At 73.4% G+C, this 17,570-nt stretch carries 17 protein-coding genes; 9 read left to right on the top strand and 8 right to left on the bottom strand.

Annotation, left to right across the window (positions count from 1 at the left end):
* Positions 1–2: 2 nt before the first annotated feature.
* Positions 3–482: a hypothetical protein gene (locus AB0C59_RS19635; protein WP_363006177.1), complete on the top strand. Its 480-nt coding sequence runs from the start codon at positions 3–5 to the stop codon at positions 480–482.
* Here AB0C59_RS19635 and AB0C59_RS19630 read toward each other — a convergent pair.
* Entirely contained in the window at positions 435–1,280 is an 846-nt protein-coding gene (locus AB0C59_RS19630) for a SigB/SigF/SigG family RNA polymerase sigma factor (RefSeq protein WP_363006175.1), read from the bottom strand. The two genes, AB0C59_RS19635 and AB0C59_RS19630, sit on opposite strands and share 48 nt — an antisense overlap.
* A 240-nt stretch (positions 1,281–1,520) precedes the next feature.
* Here AB0C59_RS19630 and AB0C59_RS19625 point away from each other — a divergent pair, with 240 nt between their 5' ends.
* Positions 1,521–1,958: an ATP-binding protein gene (locus AB0C59_RS19625; protein ID WP_363006173.1), complete on the top strand. Its 438-nt coding sequence runs from the start codon at positions 1,521–1,523 to the stop codon at positions 1,956–1,958.
* Between the two features lie 49 nt (positions 1,959–2,007).
* On the opposite strand, the gene AB0C59_RS19620 is transcribed toward AB0C59_RS19625, so the two are convergent.
* Positions 2,008–4,230: an MMPL family transporter gene (locus AB0C59_RS19620; RefSeq protein WP_363006171.1), complete on the bottom strand. Its 2,223-nt coding sequence runs from the start codon at positions 4,228–4,230 to the stop codon at positions 2,008–2,010.
* Between the two features lie 214 nt (positions 4,231–4,444).
* Between AB0C59_RS19620 and AB0C59_RS19615 the strand changes: the two genes are divergently transcribed.
* Positions 4,445–5,092 carry a TetR family transcriptional regulator gene (locus AB0C59_RS19615; protein ID WP_363006169.1) on the top strand — a complete coding sequence of 216 codons (648 nt, stop codon included), beginning with the start codon at positions 4,445–4,447 and terminating at the stop codon, positions 5,090–5,092.
* A gap of 67 nt (positions 5,093–5,159) precedes the next feature.
* Here AB0C59_RS19615 and AB0C59_RS19610 read toward each other — a convergent pair whose 3' ends face one another.
* Both AB0C59_RS19610 and AB0C59_RS19605 read right to left on the bottom strand, forming a co-directional pair.
* Positions 5,160–6,038 (bottom strand): YegS/Rv2252/BmrU family lipid kinase, encoded by an 879-nt coding sequence (locus tag AB0C59_RS19610; RefSeq protein WP_363006167.1) that lies wholly within the window; start codon positions 6,036–6,038, stop codon positions 5,160–5,162.
* A gap of 68 nt (positions 6,039–6,106) precedes the next feature.
* The gene (locus AB0C59_RS19605; RefSeq protein ID WP_363006165.1) at positions 6,107–7,699 is read right to left on the bottom strand and encodes an FAD-binding oxidoreductase; all 1,593 of its coding nucleotides are present in this window, start codon (positions 7,697–7,699) and stop codon (positions 6,107–6,109) included.
* 76 nt (positions 7,700–7,775) lie between these two features.
* On the opposite strand from AB0C59_RS19605, the gene AB0C59_RS19600 reads away from it, so the two are divergent.
* The 5 genes from AB0C59_RS19600 (at position 7,776) to AB0C59_RS19580 (ending at position 13,803) form a co-directional block, all read left to right on the top strand.
* On the top strand, positions 7,776–8,384 hold the full coding sequence (locus AB0C59_RS19600) for a TetR/AcrR family transcriptional regulator (RefSeq protein WP_363006163.1): 609 nt from the start codon (positions 7,776–7,778) through the stop codon (positions 8,382–8,384).
* Complete coding sequence (locus tag AB0C59_RS19595; protein ID WP_363006161.1) at positions 8,381–9,967, top strand: glycerol-3-phosphate dehydrogenase/oxidase; 1,587 nt, start codon at positions 8,381–8,383, stop codon at positions 9,965–9,967. Before AB0C59_RS19600 ends, AB0C59_RS19595 begins: the two co-directional genes overlap by 4 nt.
* A gap of 168 nt (positions 9,968–10,135) precedes the next feature.
* Positions 10,136–12,358, top strand: coding sequence for an FUSC family protein (locus tag AB0C59_RS19590; RefSeq protein WP_363006374.1), 2,223 nt, complete (start codon positions 10,136–10,138; stop codon positions 12,356–12,358).
* 71 nt (positions 12,359–12,429) lie between these two features.
* Positions 12,430–12,834, top strand: a complete 405-nt coding sequence (locus AB0C59_RS19585) for an ATP-binding protein (protein ID WP_363006159.1) — start codon at positions 12,430–12,432, stop codon at positions 12,832–12,834.
* A 108-nt stretch (positions 12,835–12,942) separates the two neighbouring features.
* Positions 12,943–13,803 carry a serine hydrolase gene (locus AB0C59_RS19580; RefSeq protein WP_363006157.1) on the top strand — a complete coding sequence of 287 codons (861 nt, stop codon included), beginning with the start codon at positions 12,943–12,945 and terminating at the stop codon, positions 13,801–13,803.
* Positions 13,804–13,846: 43 nt separating this feature from the next.
* On the opposite strand, the gene AB0C59_RS19575 is transcribed toward AB0C59_RS19580, so the two are convergent.
* The 3 genes from AB0C59_RS19575 to AB0C59_RS19565 all read right to left on the bottom strand — a co-directional run bounded on the left by AB0C59_RS19575 (position 13,847) and on the right by AB0C59_RS19565 (position 16,079).
* A complete protein-coding gene (locus tag AB0C59_RS19575; RefSeq protein ID WP_363006155.1) occupies positions 13,847–14,314 on the bottom strand; it encodes a hypothetical protein in 468 nt (155 codons plus the stop codon).
* Between the two features lie 122 nt (positions 14,315–14,436).
* A complete protein-coding gene (locus tag AB0C59_RS19570) occupies positions 14,437–15,549 on the bottom strand; it encodes an alpha/beta hydrolase (RefSeq protein ID WP_363006153.1) in 1,113 nt (370 codons plus the stop codon).
* Between the two features lie 140 nt (positions 15,550–15,689).
* A complete protein-coding gene (locus tag AB0C59_RS19565) occupies positions 15,690–16,079 on the bottom strand; it encodes a nuclear transport factor 2 family protein (protein WP_363006151.1) in 390 nt (129 codons plus the stop codon).
* Positions 16,080–16,339: 260 nt separating this feature from the next.
* Between AB0C59_RS19565 and AB0C59_RS19560 the strand changes: the two genes are divergently transcribed.
* On the top strand, positions 16,340–17,152 hold the full coding sequence (locus AB0C59_RS19560; RefSeq protein WP_363006149.1) for an SGNH/GDSL hydrolase family protein: 813 nt from the start codon (positions 16,340–16,342) through the stop codon (positions 17,150–17,152).
* 45 nt (positions 17,153–17,197) lie between these two features.
* Here AB0C59_RS19560 and AB0C59_RS19555 read toward each other — a convergent pair whose 3' ends face one another.
* A complete protein-coding gene (locus AB0C59_RS19555; RefSeq protein WP_363006147.1) occupies positions 17,198–17,569 on the bottom strand; it encodes a metalloregulator ArsR/SmtB family transcription factor in 372 nt (123 codons plus the stop codon).
* Position 17,570 lies beyond the last annotated feature (1 nt).

Raw genomic sequence — 17,570 nt, 5'->3', positions numbered from 1 at the left:
CTATGGACACCGGCCGAAGGGCGACCGAGGACCGCGACGAGCGGCGCCGCCGGCACGCGGTCGAGCTGTTCGCGGTGTCCGCGCTGGGACTCGTCCCCTGGACGGTGCTCCTGGGCCTGAAGTTGCCCTCCGACCACCAGGTGCACGCGTGGCGCACGACCTGGGTCGGGTTCGACGTCATGCTGCTCGTGGCGCTGGCCGCGACCGCCGCCCTCGGCAGGCGGCGCCACCGCGCCGTGGTGATCCCGGCGCTGGCCAGCGCCGTACTGCTGGTGTGCGACGCCTGGTTCGACGTGTCGCTGGAGTTCGGCACCCCGGACGTGTGGGGGGCGGCCGCGCTCGCCGTGTTCGTCGAACTGCCCATGGCGGCCTTCATCGTCCACCGGGTGCGCAGGGTGCTGCGGTCGCTGTACGCGCCGCCGCCCGCCGGCGGCTCAGCTCGTGCTGAGCAGGCCCTCGCGCAGCCGGCCGAGCAGACGTGACAGCAGCCGCGAGACGTGCATCTGCGAGACGCCCAGGAACTCGCCGATCTCGGCCTGGGTGCGCTCCTCCACGAACCGCATGTGAAGAATGCACCGGTCCCGTTCGTCCAGCTCGGCGATCATCGGGGCGAGTGCGTGGAAGTCCTCCACGAGCTCCAGCGCACCGTCCTCGGCTCCGATGAAGTCCGCCAGGACGCTCTCGCCGTCGGGGCTCGCGCCGATCGTGGCGTCCAGCGAGGCGGAGTTGTAGCCGTTGGAGGCCAGCCTCGCCTCGACGACCTCCTCCTCGGCCAGGCACATCAGCTGCGACAGCTCCCGCACCGTGGGGGTGCGGCCGAGCCGGCTGCGCAGTTCCTCGGTGGCGCGGGCCAGCTGCACGCGAGCCTCCTGCAGACGCCGCGGCACGTGCACGGCCCAGGAGGTGTCACGGAAGAACCGCTTGATCTCGCCCACGATGTACGGGATCGCGAAGGACGTGAACTCCACCTCGCGCGACAGCTCGAACCGGTCGATCGCCTTGATCAGCCCGATCATCCCGACCTGGACGATGTCCTCCATCTCCTCCGGCCCCCGGCTACGGAACCGGGACGCCGCGAAGCGCACCAGGGACATGTTCATCTCGATCAGCGTGTTGCGCGCGTAGCTGTACTCCGCCGTCCCCTCCTCCAGCACGGCCAGCTGGTCGAAGAAGAGCCGGCTCAGCCGACGCGCGTCGCGCGGCGCGACCTGTGAAGGGGTGTCGACCTCCGGAAGCCGTGCCGTCTGCGTGTCAGCCTGCCTCGCCGCCACCATGGACATGTCGTGCCTCCCAGTTCGCCCGCCGTGAGTCCGTCACCGTGAGCTGCCGGTACCCGCGGTCGCCGGGCGCACACACCGCGTACCGGATCGGGCGTCGTCGTGTACGGCGATTGGCGTACGTCACCCTCGGCGGCGGGCCGACATGACCACCGCGACGACGGGTAAGCGAATGCAAAGCAGCACAACCCCGGATCATCACGGAAACACCGAGGAACCACGACCACGCAAAGGGTACAGACCATGGCCATACCGCTGAGGAATCCGGGAGCCGGGCGACGGACGCAGCTGCTCGGCTCCCTGCGTTACAGCGCCGACTGGGGCACCGGCGCCGTGCGCGCCTCGGACGCCAGGGGCGCCGTGACGGCAGTCCTGGCGCAGGCGGGCCACACACCGGACCGGCGCCCGACCCAGAACGCCCAGCTCGTCGTCAGCGAACTGGTCACCAACGCGCTGGTGCACGCCCCGGGCCCCAGTGGGCTGCGGCTGGAGCTGACCCCCGAGTCCCTGCTGATCACCGTCTGGGACAGCTCCCCGCGGCCGCCCCGCTCGCGGGCTCCGGACCCGGGGCGGATCGGCGGGCACGGGCTGCACCTGGTCACCGCGCTGAGCGAGGACCTGCGGACCACGGCCACGCCGAGCGGCAAGCGCGTGACCGCCACCGTCCGGCTCAGCGGCTGAGCGGGCCCGGGGGATCGTCCGGCAAGGTGACGGGTCCGGCCCGTCGCCCTCAGGCGTGCATGCGCGGCAGGATCCTGTCGAGCCGGCGGGGCATCCACCAGTTCGCCCTGCCCAGCAGGAACATGGCCGACGGGACCAGGACGAGGCGCACGAGGGTGGCGTCGAGGACCACGCTGATCGCGAGACCGAGGGCGAGCATCTTCACGACCACCGTGGGTGAGACGGTGAACGCCAGGAACACGGCCGTCATGATGAACGCGGCGCTGGAGATGACGCGTGCCGTCGCGGACAGGCCCTCGCTGACGGAGCGCCGGTTGTCTCCGGTGCGGCGCCAGGCCTCGGCGATGCGGGACAGCAGGAAGATCTCGTAGTCCATGGACAGGCCGAAGACGATGGCGAACAGCATCATCGGCACGTAGGACTCGATCGGCACCGGTTCGGACAGGTCGAGCAGCCGGTCGCCCCAGCCCCACTGGAACACGGCGACGAGGATGCCGTACGAGGCGGCGGTCGTGAACAGGTTGAGCACCACGGCCTTGAGCGGGATGACGACACTGCGGAAGACGGCCGTCAGCAGCAGGAACGCCAGGACCAGGACCACGCCGATGACCACGGGCAGGCGCCGGCTGACCACATCGTGGAAGTCGGCCTGGCCCGCGGTGGTCCCGGTGAGATAGGCCTGGGCGCCGGTGTCCTTGAGGGCGTCCGGCAGAGCGGTGTCCTTGAGGTCGGCGAGCAGGGTGCCGGTCGCGGCGTCCTGCGGGCCGGTGGTGGGGGTGATGGTGGTGACCAGGACCTTTCCGTCGGCGCTCGGCGTGACGGGACCGAACCGGGCGACCCCGTGGGTGTCGTGCAGCGCCTGGGCGATGTCGGTGGAGATCCGCGAGGGCGACGCGTGGGCGTGGCGCAGGTCCACGACGGCGACGACGGGTCCGTTGGCACCCGGTCCGAAGCCGGGGCCGTCGCCGTCCGCGATCCAGTCGTAGGCCAGGCGGGCGGAGGTGCCCGGCTTGTCCGCGCCGGAGTCGACATGGCCGAGCCGCATCGACAGCAGCGGCAGCGCGCAGACCGCGAGGACGACGGTGCCGATGCCGAGGAACAGCCAGGGGCGGCGGGAGACGACCTTCGCGTACCGGTACCAGGCGTCGTTCTCGCCCGTGCTCTCGGCGACGGGGCGGCGCACCCCCCAGCGGTCGATACGGCGGCCGACCAGCCCGAGGGCCGCGGGCACGAGGGTGAGCGCGGCGGCTCCGGTGATCACCACGGCGATGGTGCCGGCGAGGCCGAGCTTGCCGATGAAGGTCAGCCCGCACGCGTACAGGCTGAGCATGGCGACCGCGACGGTCAGGGCGGCCACCAGGACGGCCCGTCCGCTGGTGTGGGCCGTCCGGGCGGCGGCGTCGACCGGGTCGCGGCCCTCCATCAGGTCCTGCCGGAAGCGGGTGGTGAGGAAGAGCGCGTAGTCGATGCCCACGCCCAGGCCGATCATGCTGGCGAGGGTGGGGGCGGCAGTGGCGAAGCCCACGGTCGCCGCGACGACGCCGACCACTCCGATCCCGGTCCCCACGCTGATCAGCGCGGTGAACAGGGGCAGCAGGGCGGCGAGCACACTGCCGAAGCCGACGAGCAGGATCAGGAGCGCGGTGCCCAGGCCGACCAGTTCGCTGAGCCGGTCGTTCGCGGGGGCGCGCACGACCTCGCTCAGGTCGCCGCCGTAGGCCACCTGGAGGCCGTCGGCCCGGGCGGGGCCGGTGGCGGTGTCGAGTCGGTCGGTGTAGTCGTGCCCCAGGCTCTTGGTGGGCACGTCGAAGGTGACGGTCGTGTAGGCCGTCCGCCCCTCGGAGCTCGTCACCATGGCGGAGACCGCCGTGACGTGCGGCAGCTCGCGCAGCTTCGCCAGCGTCCGGTCGACGGCCGGGCCGTGGGCGGCCACGGCCCCGGAACCGGCGTGGAGGACCACCTTGCCGTTGGGCTCCCCGGCGCGGGGCTCCGATGCCGCGAGCAGGTCGGCCCCGGTCTTCGACGGGGTGCCCGAGAGGGTGATCTCGTCACTGAAGACCGGTGCGGCGACGTGCCTGCCGACGAGGGCGGCCGCCAGCAGGAGCAGCCAGGCGCCGATGACCAGGGCGGGGCGGCGGGCGCAGAACGCGCCGAGGCGGGCCAGGGCGCCTCGCGCCTGCGGGTCGGGCGAGGGCGGCCGCCGCTCGGCGGCCTCGGCCTCGACCTCGGGTTCGGGCAATACGGGGGACTGCTGCCGGGGACGGGGCGCCACCACGACCTCCAGAGAAAAGTGTCACGACTGACAGGAACTGTAGGGCAATCTGGCACGACTGCCAATTGGCATGTCGGACACTTCCGATCTTGGTGAGGGAGGGCCGTGCGGGAGACCGCGGGGTTCGCCACCAGCACGCGCGTGTCCGCCAGGCGGCCGAGATGGCACCCATGTCAATTGACACTCGGCCCGGCGATGGCGGAGGCTTTCCCGTATGCCGAGTGAGACCGCCGAGCCAGGACTGCGCGAACGGAAGAAGGAAGAGACCCGGCGCCTGCTGCGCGAGGGAGGGGCGCGCCTGTTCAGGGAGCGCGGCTTCCACGGCACCACGGTCGCCGACATCGCCGCCTACGCGAACGTCTCGGTCCGGACGTTCTTCCGGTACTTCGAGAGCAAGGAGGCGCTCCTGCTCCCCGACAGCCTCGAACTGTTCGACTACGTGGAGCGGGCGCTGGCGGAGCGCCCCGCCGACGAAGCCCCGCTGGACGCGGTGTGCAACGCGCTGCTCACCGCCGCCAAGCCCTTCGCCGCCTCGACCCTCACGGCGCTCTCCCATCCCTTCGAGGGCATGGAGAACCTGGTCGCCGCCCTCCTCGTGCAGTCGTTCACCGACTTCGAGGACCGTCTGACGGCGCTCGTGGCGCGGCGCATGCCCCCGGAGACCCCGGACGGCGACCTGAAGGCCGCGGTGATCGCCTGCGCCGCGCTGTCGGCGGTCCGCGCCATCCTGCGCACGCGCCGCGCCCGCCGCGCCGCCGGCAACCCGGACACCGGACCGGCACCGCTGAGTCAGGCGCTGGCGTATCTGAAGGAGATCGGGACTCCCGTCCCCGGGGAGCGGCGGAGCGCCTCCTCGGCGTGAGCGCCACCGGGGACCGGGGCGCCCCGCCCGCCCGTCCCCCGTCGGGCGGGTGGGGCTGACGCCGTGCTCAGCGGAGCACGGCGAGCGCTGCGGGCAGGACCCTGGCGGTGACGGGGAGGACGGCGTCGACCTCCCCGTCGGTGCCGAAGGGCACCTCCCGGTCCGCCTCGATACGGATCTGGCGGCCCTGGGCGATCCGCACCTCGGGCCGGTTCACGTGCGCGCCAGTCTTGAGCTCGTTCATGAGCGTGAAGAAGAGGCGGCGCGGAGCCTCGCTGATCATCACCAGCTGGAGCAGCCCGTCGTCGAGCCGGGCGTCGGGGGCGATGATGCGTCCTGATCCGTAGTAGGCGGAGTTCGCCGCGACCACCGTGTAGCCGCGGTGGTCGAGTTCCTCACCGTCGACGGTGACCTTGTAGGCGGCCGGGCGCCAGGTGGTCACCGCGCGCAGGCCGCCCATGTAGTAGGAGGCGGCCCCCTTCAGCACCCTCGCCTCGTTCGCGTGCCGGTTGGCCAGCGCGTCCACTCCGGCGTAGACGCTGCCGAGGGCGACCGTGCGGCCGTGGGCCGACTCCACCTCGATGGTGTCGACGCGGCTGGGCTCGCCGTGGAGCAGGGTCTTCGCCAGCGCGGCCGGGTCCGTGGGCAGGCCGAGCGCACGGGCGAAGTCGTTGCCCCGGCCGGCGGGCACGATGCCGAAGAGCGCGTCGGAGCCGCTGAGGGCGCCTCCGATGCCGCCGACGATGCCGTCCCCGCCGACGGCGAGCACCACCCGCCCGCGCCCGCCGGCCTCACGCGCCAGTTCCTGGGCGTGGGCCAGACTGCGGCTGTACTCGGTCTCCAGCTCGGCGCCCGCCTCCCTCAGCAGCCGCCCCACCTGGAGCAGCGCCGCGACCGAGGTGGAAGCGCCCGCGGTTGGGTTGACGATGGCGGTGAACTGTCGCATCGGTGTGCCTCCGAGGGCGCCTGGCGGGTCGTGGACGGACGGGGTGGGGACGCTGCCGGTTCGGTATATCAGTCGACCGGCAGCAGGACACCGGGGTTGACCAGCCCGGCGGGGTCCAGGCTCCGCTTGACGGCCTTCAGGGCCTCGACGCCGAGCGGTCCGGCCTCCCGGACGTACCAGTCGCCGTGGTCCGTGCCCACGCCGTGGTGGTGGCTGATCGTGCCGCCCGCGGCCAGGATCGCCTCGTTGGCGGCGTGCTTGGCGGGCTCCCAGTGCGCGACGGGGTCCTCGCCCTGGGCGGAGACCACCGTGAAGTACAGCGAGGCGCCGTTCTCGTAGACGTGGGAGATGTGGCACATCACCAGCGGGGGCGTGCCGGCCTCGGTGAGCGTGCCGGTGAGCGCCTGGCGCACGGAGGCGTACAGCTCGGGCAGGCGCGACCAGAACGCGGCGGTCTCCAGGGTCTCGGCGAACGCGCCCGCGTCGAGCAGCGAGTCGCGCAGGTACGGCGCCGAGTAGCGGCCCGCCGCCCAGTGTTCGCCGGGCTCGCTGCCCGCGAAGGTGCCTCCGCAGGCGCGCAGGACGGCGGCGGCGCTCTCGCGGCGGTGCGCGGTGTCCTGCGGCGTGCCCTCGTAGCCGACGATGGCCTGGCATCCGGCGCCCTGCGGGTCCGAGGAGCCGATGGCGTCGGGCCGGGCGAGGCCGATCAGCGTCTCGGTCTCGTCGGACAGCCGCAGCACGGTGGGGCGCGGCCCGTCCTGGGCGAGGCGCCGCAGGGCGGCGGAGCCCGCCTCGAAGGAGTCGAAGCGCCAGCCCTCGTAGATCCGCGTCTCGGGGACGGGCCGGATCCGTACGGTCACGGAGGTGATGACACCGAACGCGCCCTCGGAACCGAGGACGAGCTGGCGCAGGTCGGGTCCGGCGGCCGAGCGCGGCGCGCGGCCGACCTCCAGGGTGCCGGAGGGGGTGGCGAGGGTGAGGCCGAGCACCATCTCGTCGAAGCGGCCGTACCCGGCCGACGCCTGCCCGCTGGAACGTGCCGCGGCGAAGCCGCCGATGGTGGCCCACTCGTAGGACTGGGGGAAGTGGCCGAGGGTGAAGCCCTGTTCGGCCAGCAGCGCCTCCGCGTGCGGGGCCCGCAGTCCGGGCTGCAGCGTCGCCGTGCGGGAGACCGGGTCGAGGTCGAGCAGGCCGTCCATGCGGCGCAGGTCCAGCGCGACGAAGGCGCCGCGCGACGCGGGAGCCAGGCCGCCGACGACGGAGGTGCCGCCGCCGAAGGGGACCACGGCCACTCCGTGCTCGGCGCAGACGCCGAGCACGGCCGCCACCTCGTCGTGGCTCCCCGGAAGGACGACGGCCGCGGGGGTGTCGGTGACATCCCCCTCACGGATGCGCAGCAGGTCCGGGGTGGACTTGCCGCGGGTGTGCCGGACGCGGGACTCGGCGTCCGTCCGCACGTGCTCCGCCGAGCCGACCGCGCCCCGCAGCGCCTCGCGCACGGCGGGCGCCAACGGCGAGTCGGGTACGGGGATCTCCTCCAGCGTGACCGGCTCGGCGCTGCGCGGCTTGACCCCGAGCATGTCGCGCAGCAGCCCGATCACCGTGTCGGGCAACGGCGTAGCCCTCGTCGGGTCTCCCCAGCCACTCCACAGCATGTCCATGGCGCTTGTCCTCACCGGTCGTTCCGAATCCGTGCCGTCTCCCCCGCGTCACCGCAGGGGCGTTACACTGTTACACATGACGCCTATTCGTCACAACACCTCGGACGCCTCGGACAACGACCCGGTGCTCGACGCGGTCCGCGACTGCGTGCTCGCCGTCGGCGTGCGGCGCACCACGCTGACCGACGTGGCCCGCCGAGCCGGCGTCTCCCGTATGACGCTCTACCGGCGCTGGCCGGACGTACGCACCCTGGTCGGCGACCTGATGACCCGGGAGTGGATCGACACGGCCGCGCGCGCGATGCGTGTGCCCGGGCGTCCGGCGGACGCGCGGACGCTGATGGTGGACGGCCTCGTCGAGGGCGTGCGCGCCTTCCGCGGCCACCCGCTGTTCCGCAAGATCCTCGACGTCGACCCCGAACTGCTCCTCCCCTACGTCCTGGACCGGCGGGGAGCCAGCCAGGACGCCCTGCTGGAGCTGATCACCGACGCCGTCGAGGCCGGCCACGCGGACGGATCCGTACGCGCGGGCCATACCCGGCGGCAGGCCCGGTCCCTGCTGCTGATCGCCCAGTCCTTCACCCTCTCGCTGCGCACGATGACGGACGAGGACGACACCGAGCTCGGCGCCGAGGCCTTCTACGCGGAACTGCGGACCATCCTGGAGAGGACCCTGACGCCATGAGCCCCAGCAGCACCCCCGCCGCCACGGGCGAGCCGGCACCCGGCTCGTCCCTGAACGCCGCCCGTCGCCGGCGCGAACTGGCCGAGGCCACCGACGGCAGGACCGTCGACGTCCTGGTCGTCGGCCTCGGCGCGACCGGTGCCGGTGTCGCGCTCGACGCCGCCGCGCGCGGACTGTCCGTCGTCGCCGTGGACGCCCACGACCTGGCCTTCGGCACCTCCCGCTGGAGCTCCAAGCTCATCCACGGCGGACTGCGCTACCTGGCCTCCGCGCAGCTCGACGTGGCCCATGAGAGCGCGCTGGAGCGCGGCGTCCTGATGGAGCGCACCGCCCCCCACCTGGTGCGCGCCCAGCCGTTCGTCCTGCCGCTGACCCCCCTGGTCACCCGCGGTCAGGCCACGCTGGCCTGGGCCGGGTTCCGCGCCGGCGACGCGCTGCGCCTCGCGGCCCGCACGGCACGGTCGACGCTGCCCGCGCCGCGCAGGATCTCGGCCGCCACCACCCGCCGCTTCGCCCCGGCGCTGCGCGCCGACGGGCTGCGCGGCGGGCTGCTGTCCTGGGACGGCCGCGTCACCGACGACGCCCGCCTGGTCAGCGCCGTCGCGCGTACGGCCGCCGCGCACGACGCCCGGGTCCTCACCCGCGTCCGGGCGCTCGAACTGACCCGGTCGGGCGCGCGGATCCGTGACGAGCTGACCGGCCAGGAGGGCGAGATCCGGGCCCGCGCGGTGATCAACGCCTCCGGGGTGTGGGCGGGCGGCCTGGTCGACGGCGTCCGCATCCGGCCCTCGCGCGGCACCCATCTGGTGCTGCGCGCGCAACAGCTCGGCTCCCTGCGCGCCGGTCTGCACGTGCCGATCCCCGGTGAGACCAACCGCTTCGTGCTCGTCCTGCCCCAGGGGGACGGCCGGGTCTACGTCGGGCTCACCGACGAGCCCGTGGACGGCGACATCCCGGACGTCCCCGACGTGCCCGAGACCGACATCGGCTTCCTGCTCGACGTCCTCGGCTCGGCCCTGAAGGTCCCGGTCCGCCGCGAGGACGTGGTGGGCGCGTTCGCCGGGCTGCGGCCGCTGCTGGACACCACGCGGGAGGGTGCGCCGGGCGCGTCGGGCGGCACCGCGGACATCTCGCGCAAGCACGCGGTGCTCACCTCGTCGGAGGGCGTGATCACCGTGGTCGGCGGCAAGCTCACCACCTACCGGCGGATGGCCGAGGACGCGGTCGACGCGGCGATCACCGCGCACCGGCTGACCGAGCGCCCCTCCCCCACCGCCTCGCTTCCGCTGGTCGGCGCGGCGGCACCGCAGGCGCTGGCCGCGCTGGGCGCCCCGGAGCGGCTCGTGAGCCGCTACGGCACCGAGGCGCCGGGCGTGCACGCGCTGGCCCTGCGGGACCCGCGGCTGGCCGAGCCCGTGCTCGAGGGGTACCCGGTGACCCGGGCCGAGTTGCTGTGGGCCGTGCGGCACGAGGGGGCGCTCGACGCGGGGGACCTGCTCGACCGCCGGACCCGGATCGGGGTGATTCCCGCGGATCGGGCTCAGGCGCTGCGGGCGGTGGACGGGTTGCTCGAAGACGCGTGATCCACGATCGACCCGTGACCCGCGATCGAGCCGTGGACCGCGCCCCGGTCCGCCTCGCCCCGCCCCGGGGCGCGGCGGACCCGAACCGGTGGGTGTAGTGCGGCGGGAGGGTGGGGAGGGGATCCTGGGAGAACCGGGTGATCGTGGGGCGGAGTCAGGGTGGTGTCGGTGCGGGTGGCGTTGCGGGACCGCGTCGCGGCGTCGGACCCGGGGCTGCTGCGGCTGACGGCCGGTCTGCGGACCGTGTTCTCCATCGCGCTCACCCTGGCCGCGCTGGCCCTGATGCGGGTCGGCGTGACGGATCTGGTGGCCGGAGCCATGTCGGCGATGGTCGCGACGTTCGCCATCCAGGAGAAGGAGCGCTCCCCGCAGGCGGTCACGCTCGCCCTGGGCCTGCCCGTCGCGCTGGCCTCGGTGTCGCTGGGCGCGCTGCTGCACTCCCGCGTGGTCTCCGGGGACCTCTTCTTCGTCCTGCTCATCTTCTGCGCGGTCTACGGCCGCCGCTTCGGCGACCGGGGCACGGGGCTCGGGCAGATCGGGTTCCAGGTCTACTTCCTGTCCCTGTTCGTCGGCGTCACCGTCGCCACCCTGCCGCGGCTGTGCGGTGTGATCACCGTCGCCTTCGCGTGCGGCGCCCTGGTGCGCTTCGCCCTCCTCCCCGTCACCCCCTCGGGCATCCTGGTCCGGCTGCGCCGCGCCTTCCGGGCCCGCCTCGCCCAGCTGATCGCGGCGCAGATCACGCTGCTCGACGCCGACCCCGACGACCGGGGAAAGGCCCTGGCGGAGACACGCCGCCGCACCGCCGCCCTCCACGAGACGGCCATCATGATCCAGGGGCGGCTGGAGCAGGGGACCGCCGACCGGACCACGGCCCGGCTCGTCCAGCGGCGTATCGCCGACGCCGAGATCACCGCCGAGCGGCTCGGGCTGCTCCTGCTCACCGCGAGCGGCGCGCAGCGTGCCGACACGCTCACCATGCATCTGCCCGGTGCGCCCCTGCCCTCCGGCGGCCCGCTGTCCCGGCAGGACGAGACGACCGCCCTGCTGCGCCGGGAGCTGGAAGCCCTGCGGCTTCTGGTGCTGCGGCCGGTCGCGCAGGGCGAGGGAGCCGCGCTGTCCCGGGTGCGCAACCGACTCCTCGGCTACCGGGAGGAGGAGCACCTGCCGCCCGCCCCGCCCTCCGTCCAGGACGTCTTCAGGGGGATCGGCGAGGCGTCACGGGCGGTCCTGGGACTGCGCATGGCGCTGGGCGGGTCCCAGGACGAGTCCGACGACACCCCGGCCACCGCCCGCTCCCGTGAGGAGCTGGACGCGGAGGACGCCGCCCTCGGGGGCGAGGAGGAGGCGGAGGACGAGGCGCAGCCCACCGGGCTGCGGCGGCCCAGCACACGCGCGGCCGTCCAGGTGGCCGTGGGCTCGGCCCTCGCCATCGTCGGCGGGGAGCTGCTGTCCAGCCACCGGTGGTACTGGGCGGTGCTGACCTGCTGGATCGTGTTCCTCAACACCGCGTCCACCGGGGAGATCCTCGTCAAGGGGTACCGGCGGCTGCTCGGCACCGTCCTCGGCGTGGTCGCCGGCATCGCGCTGGCCGGGCTGATCGGACACCACACCTGGACCGCCTTCGCCCTGGTGCTGCTGTTCATCTTCGCGATGTTCTACACCGCGCCGCTGTCCTACACGCTGATGTCGTTCTTCGTCACCGCGATGCTGGGCCTGCTCTACACCCTGCTCAACACCTACAGCGCCGCCGTGCTCGTCCTGCGGATCGAGGAGACGGCGCTGGGCGCGGTCTGCGGCATCGTCGCCGCGGCGCTGATCCTGCCGGTCGACACCGACCGGCGCACCAACGAACTCCTCGCCACGGTGCTGGACCGGCTCGCCGAGGTCACCGACGCCGCGGTCGACCAGCTCAGCGGCGGCCCGGCGAGGGACCTGCTCGACAAGGCCCGCGATCTGGACCAGGCGCTCGCCGATCTGCGCTCCTCCGTGCGGCCGCTGACCCATCCGATCACACCGATGCGGGGCCGCCGGGACACCGCGCGCTATGTCGTCGCGATGCTGGAGACCTGCGCGTACCACGCGCGGGCGCTCGCGGCCACCGCCGAACTGCTGCCGGAGCATCCCTCGATCGCGGCCGATCCGCGTCTGCGGGCGGCGGGGCGGCGGATCACCGGCACCATCGAGGCGATCGGCGCGCGGGTCAAGGATCCGCGCAGCATCGCGGCGGTGGGGGCGGCGGGCTCCAGCATCGTGGCGATGCTGGAGCCGGGCACCCTGGCCGCGCCCCGGTACGACCGGGTCACGGACCGGGTGCTGCGGCACCTCCAGCGGCTGGACGAGGCGGTGTCCGGGCTGGCCCGGCCGCTCGGGGTCCCGTCCCTGGCACCGTGACGTCCCGCGGGCGTGGGCGCCGGTGCGGCGGGTAGACGCGGGAGTGCAGCCACACAGGAGGGAGGGACGCGATGAGTGGGTCGTCCATGAGGGCGGTTGGGTGGGCTAGGTCTCTGCCGCTGGACACCGGGGTGAAGGCGGCCCGTGACTGGGCTCGCCTGCACGTCGAGTCCCTGGAGTGGGCCCGGCACGCGCCCGGGACCGTGGACGCGGTCCTGCTGACCGTGTCGGAACTGGTGACCAACGCGCACGTCCACGCGCACAGCCCCGCCCAACTGGTGCTCACCTGGGACACCGCCTGCCTGCATGTCGCCGTCCACGACAACTCCAGCGATCTGCCCACGCAGCGGGCGCCGAGCACGCAGCGGCTCGGCGGGCGGGGCATGCTGCTGGTCGACGCCCTGGCCGACGAGTGGCAGGCCCGGCCGTGCCTCGACGGGAAGATCGTCCACGCGTGCTTCAGGCCGCCCGTGTGACGTCACTCATACCTCAGGTGTGACGGCGCCCACCTCGGTCGGCTGGTGTTTTGTCTACTTTCACAGTTCCGTGTCCCTTTCGACATGAACTGCCGAGGCGAGCACCCCATGCACAGCAGACTCCCGACCCTGTCCCGGCCCACGACGGCGGCCCGAGGCCGCGCCAGGCGCGCACTCGCCTGCGCGGCGGTCCTCGCGACATCGGTGACGGCCCTGTTCACCGCCGGCGCGCTGCACCCCACCCCGGCCCGGGCCGCGACGCCGGCACCGGCCCCGGCCACGGCCGCCCCCGCGCAGGTCACGGCCGCGGTGCTCGACCTGGACGGCGCCGGGCGCCGGCCCGCGGTGTTCGGTGACGACACCCCGTACGACACCGCCAGCATCATCAAGGTCGACATCCTCGCGAGCGTGCTGCTCCAGGCGCAGGACGCGGGGCGGGACCTGACCGCCGAGGAGCAGGCCCTGGCCGAGAAGATGATCGAGCACAGCGACAACGCGTCGGCGACCACCCTGTGGCAGCGGATCGGCGAGGCGCCGGGCCTCGAGGCGGCGAACCAGCGGCTGGGGCTGACGTCGACCGAGGGCGGCGCGGGCCGGCTGTGGGGGCTGACCCGGACGACGGCGAGCGACCAGATACGGCTGCTGCTCGCGGTGTTCGACGACGGGGCGTCGAAGGGCGGCTCCACGGCGCTGAACGAGAGTTCGCGCGGCCGCCTCAAGACGCTGATGAGCCGGATCGCCACCGAGCAGTCCTGGGGCGTCTCGGCGGCCGGCGACTCCGGCTGGGCGCTCAAGAACGGCTGGCTGCAGCGCAGCGCGACCCAGCTGTGGGACATCAACAGCATCGGCGAGGTCACGGCGCACGGGCACCGGTACCTGGTCGCCGTCCTCTCGAACGGGAACGCCTCGATGCGGGACGGCATCTCCCTGGTGGAGCGCACGGCACGGTCGGCGGTGGCCTCGGCGTAGGCCCTATAGGGCCTGGGCGGGCGGCGGGCGTTCGTGGCGCGACTCAGCGCAGGGCGAGGCGGAGCCGGTCGCAGACCTCCTCGATCCGCGCCGGGTCCGGGAAGCGGCCGTCCTCGGCCATGGCCCTCTGCAGCCCGGGGCCGAAGGCGTCGTAGCGGCTCATGTCCTCGCGGACGGCGGGCTGGACGACGAAGTGGACATGGCCGGGCACCCCGCCCGCGTGCGACCACAGGCACACGTAGACCTGGTCCGGGTCCATGACGGAGGTGACGGCCGCGCTCACCCGCCTCAGCAGCGGCCCGAGTTCCGCGGCCTCCGCCGCGGTCAACTCCGCCACGTGCTCCACATGCCTGACCGGTTTGACCACGACGGTGCCCGTGCCGAACGGTCCCACGCAGTGCTCGACGGCCCAGCCTCCGTGGCGCAGCAGCGGCCCACCGGGCAACTCGGCCTCGCCGCTGAGGAGATCGCATGCCAGGCACCCGCCGTCCACGCCCCCGTGGTCGCCCACCGTCGCCCTCCGTCCGCCCGGGTCCCGGGCGTGTGATCCGCTGATGGATCGACACCCTAGCGCCCTGCCTCGGCGGACGAGCCCGTCGGGGCCCGCCCGCCGAGGGGCGAGGGGGCGGCGGCTCAGCTGTGCAGCGCCTGGCGCAGGGCCGCGTTGGCCTTGGCGACCGCGTCCTTGGCCGCGTGGGTGCCGGCGAGCCCGTTGAGCATCACGAAGTCGTGCACGACACCCGGGTAGTTGACGTAGGTGAGGGGCACACCGGCTGCGCGGAGCTTGTCGGCGTAGGCGTGGCCCTCGTCGTTCAGCACGTCGCTGTCGGTGATCAGCAGCGCCTTGGGCAGGCCCTTCAACTGGTCCTTGGTGGCGCGCAGCGGGGAGGCCATGGGCTGGTTGCGCACGGCGGTGTCGGGCGCGTACTGGTTCCAGAACCACTTCATGCCCGCGGCGGTGAGCCAGCACCCGGTGGCGAAGCGCCGATAGGTGGCGGTGTCGAAGGAGGCGTCGGTGACCGGGTAGAACAGCACCTGCTGGGCCAGCTTGGGGCCGCCGCGCTGCTTGGCCATCATGGTGACGGCGGCCACCATGTTGCCGCCGACGCTGTCACCGGCCACGGCCATCCGCGATCCGTCGACGTCGATCTCGTCGCCGTGCTGGGCGACCCACCGGGTCGCCGCGTACGCCTGCTCGTCGGCCACCGGGTACTTCGCCTCGGGCGAGCGGGTGTAGTCGACGAACACCACCGCGGCCCTCGCTCCGTTGGCGATCTGCCGTACCAGCCGGTCGTGGGTCGAGGCGTCGCCCAGCACCCAGCCGCCGCCGTGGAAGTACATCACCACGGGCAGCTTGCCGCGCACTCCGTGCGGCCGCACGACGCGTATCGAGACCTTGCCGCCCGAGCCGGCGGATATGGTGCGCGTCGTGATGTCGGCCGGGAGCTTGGGGACCGGGTAGGCCGCCTGGAGGTCGAGGAGGGACTGGCGGGCGGCGGCGGGCGTCAGGGTCTGGATCGGCGGCCCGTCCGCCGCGGCGAGCTTGTCGAGGAACGCCTGGGCCGCCGGTTCGAGCTTCACCTGCGGGTCGCCGCAGGGCGCCTTGGGGGCCGCCGCGGCATCGGCCGGTGCCGCGAGGGCCGGGACGGCGGCGGCGAGCGCGGCCGTGGTGAGCAGGGCCGTCGCGCCGGACAGGGGCCCGCGCAGACACGCGCGAAGGGAGCGGGAGCGTCGGGTGGCGCTCATCGAGGTCCTCCTTCCGAGGGAACACTTCTGCAGTGAGCCTTGAGCGGCGCCCCGCGCGCGGCCCGCCGGACCGGACCGAAGGAGTGGTCCCGCTCACCTGCGTGGGTGAACGGGACCGGAAGGCGGTTTGGGAACCGCCGTCACCCGGACGCCTCGCGTGCGATCCGCTCGAACTGCGCGCCCATGGCCTCGGCCAGCGCCTGCGCGCCGGACAGCGGCCGAACCATCACCGTGAAGTCGTCGATCCTGCCGTTCTCGTCGAAGTGCAGGAAGTCGCAGCCGTTCACCTCCCGGCCGCCGACCGTGGCCCGGAACACCAGCGCCTGGTCCCGGCCGTCCGCCCCGACGATCTCGCGCTCGTAGCGGAAGTCCTCGAAGACCCGCGTGACGCCGCGCAGGATGGCGGCGGTGATCGGCTTGCCGGAGTACGGCTTGAAGGCCACCGGGCTGGTGAAGACGACGTCGTCGGACAGCATCTGCTCGATCGCGTCGTGGTCGCCGGCCTCGACGGCCTCGCGGAACGCGCCCATCGGAACCCCTCCAAGTCAATTAATTGAATAGGTGCCGTGGAGGCTATCCGGGATGCGCCCACCCGTCCATCGCGGTGACCGCCGTACGGGTGATGTCCCCCGCCCTGCCCCGAGCGCGCTCACGGCCGCCGCGACCTCCGAAGTGCACTCCCCCACAAGCGGGTTGGGAGTGTCCGCGGGTGTCCGCGCGAGCCGACACATGCCGTCGGGCGGCGGTCGGCCGCTCGGTCCGCGCGATCCACGCGTGCTATGCGAGGGGTATGAGTCCGTCCAGATTCGCGGTACGCGCGTCCTCGCTCCTCCTCGCCCCCGCCCTCGCCCTCGCCTCCTCCGCCGCGGCGACCGCGGTCCCCCACCAGCGGGCCGCCCGGGGCTACGTGGCCCTGGGCGACTCCTACTCCGCCGGGGTCGGAGCGGGCGACTACATCGGCTCCAGCCACACCTGCCTGCGCAGCACCCGGTCCTTCCCCGCCCTGTGGGCCGCCGCCCACAAGTCCTCACCGTTCAGTTTCCCGGCGTGCAACGGCGCGCGCACCACCGATGTGCTGAGCGGCCAGCTCGGCGCGCTCGGTCCCCGTACCGGACTCGTCAGCATCACGGTGGGAGGCAGCGACGCGGGCTTCGGGGAGGTCATGACGACCTGTGTGCTGCGCGGCACCAAGGCCTGTGTGACCGCGACGGCCGAGGCCCGCACCTACATGGAAACCACGCTCCCCGGCGACCTGGACCGGCTCTACTCGGCCATCAGGAGGAAGGCGCCGGCCGCCCATGTCGTCGTCCTCGGCTACCCCCATCTGTACAAGCTCAGGGGAAGCTGCGCGGGGGGCCTGTCCGACACCGCGCGGGGTGCCGTCAACACCTCCGTGAACCGCCTCAACACGGTGATCGCCAAGCGCGTCGCCGACCACGGGTTCACCTTCGCCGACGTCAGGCCGGCCTTCACCGGGCACGAGATCTGCTCCGGCAGCCCCTGGATCCGCAGCGTCAGCCTCCTCGCGTACGTGGAGTCCTACCACCCCACGGCCGTCGGGCAGACCCACGGCTATCTCCCGGCGTTCGACCACGCGTCCTGAGCACCGCGCGCCACCGGCCGCGCGGGTCCACGCCGCCCGCCGCGGTCAGGAGGTCCGGCCCGCGTCCTGAGGGACGAGGGCCGGTTTCCGGTCGGCCTGGCGCAGCTCGGCGAGCAGCTCGGTCTGCCCGGCGAGCAGTTCGGTCAGGATCCTGCGGGCGGCGCGCAGGAGTTCCGCGACATCGCCGCCGGCGAGCGCGTAACTGACGGTGGCCCCCTCCCGGATGGACACGACGATCCCGGAACGACGCAGCACGGCGAGCTGCTGGGAGAGGCTGGAGGGTTCGATCTCGATGTCGCAGAGCAGGTCGCGCACGGGGACGGGGCCGTTCTGCAGGAGTTCGAGCACCCGGATGCGCACCGGATGCCCGAGCATGCGGAAGAACTCGGCCTTGGCCTGGTAGAGGGGGACCTGCATC

It is taken from the genome of Streptomyces sp. NPDC048664 (assembly GCF_040650555.1).
Taxonomy (GTDB): domain Bacteria; phylum Actinomycetota; class Actinomycetes; order Streptomycetales; family Streptomycetaceae; genus Streptomyces.
Note: the sequence above shows the minus strand (reverse complement) of the source record. Positions and strands in the feature narration are given on the sequence as shown.

Bases quoted from the DNA above. Each gene is read 5' to 3' on its own strand.
- AB0C59_RS19570 (WP_363006153.1), bottom strand. From the start codon at position 15,549: ATGAGCGCCACCCGACGCTCCCGCTCCCTTCGCGCGTGTCTGCGCGGG.
- AB0C59_RS19555 (WP_363006147.1), bottom strand. From the start codon at position 17,569: ATGCAGGTCCCCCTCTACCAGGCCAAGGCCGAGTTCTTCCGCATGCTC.
- AB0C59_RS19600 (WP_363006163.1), top strand. From the start codon at position 7,776: ATGACGCCTATTCGTCACAACACCTCGGACGCCTCGGACAACGACCCG.
- AB0C59_RS19625 (WP_363006173.1), top strand. From the start codon at position 1,521: ATGGCCATACCGCTGAGGAATCCGGGAGCCGGGCGACGGACGCAGCTG.
- AB0C59_RS19595 (WP_363006161.1), top strand. From the start codon at position 8,381: ATGAGCCCCAGCAGCACCCCCGCCGCCACGGGCGAGCCGGCACCCGGC.
- AB0C59_RS19565 (WP_363006151.1), bottom strand. From the start codon at position 16,079: ATGGGCGCGTTCCGCGAGGCCGTCGAGGCCGGCGACCACGACGCGATC.
- AB0C59_RS19605 (WP_363006165.1), bottom strand. From the start codon at position 7,699: ATGGACATGCTGTGGAGTGGCTGGGGAGACCCGACGAGGGCTACGCCG.
- AB0C59_RS19630 (WP_363006175.1), bottom strand. From the start codon at position 1,280: ATGTCCATGGTGGCGGCGAGGCAGGCTGACACGCAGACGGCACGGCTT.
- AB0C59_RS19610 (WP_363006167.1), bottom strand. From the start codon at position 6,038: ATGCGACAGTTCACCGCCATCGTCAACCCAACCGCGGGCGCTTCCACC.
- AB0C59_RS19580 (WP_363006157.1), top strand. From the start codon at position 12,943: ATGCACAGCAGACTCCCGACCCTGTCCCGGCCCACGACGGCGGCCCGA.
- AB0C59_RS19635 (WP_363006177.1), top strand. From the start codon at position 3: ATGGACACCGGCCGAAGGGCGACCGAGGACCGCGACGAGCGGCGCCGC.
- AB0C59_RS19615 (WP_363006169.1), top strand. From the start codon at position 4,445: ATGCCGAGTGAGACCGCCGAGCCAGGACTGCGCGAACGGAAGAAGGAA.
- AB0C59_RS19585 (WP_363006159.1), top strand. From the start codon at position 12,430: ATGAGTGGGTCGTCCATGAGGGCGGTTGGGTGGGCTAGGTCTCTGCCG.
- AB0C59_RS19560 (WP_363006149.1), top strand. From the start codon at position 16,340: ATGAGTCCGTCCAGATTCGCGGTACGCGCGTCCTCGCTCCTCCTCGCC.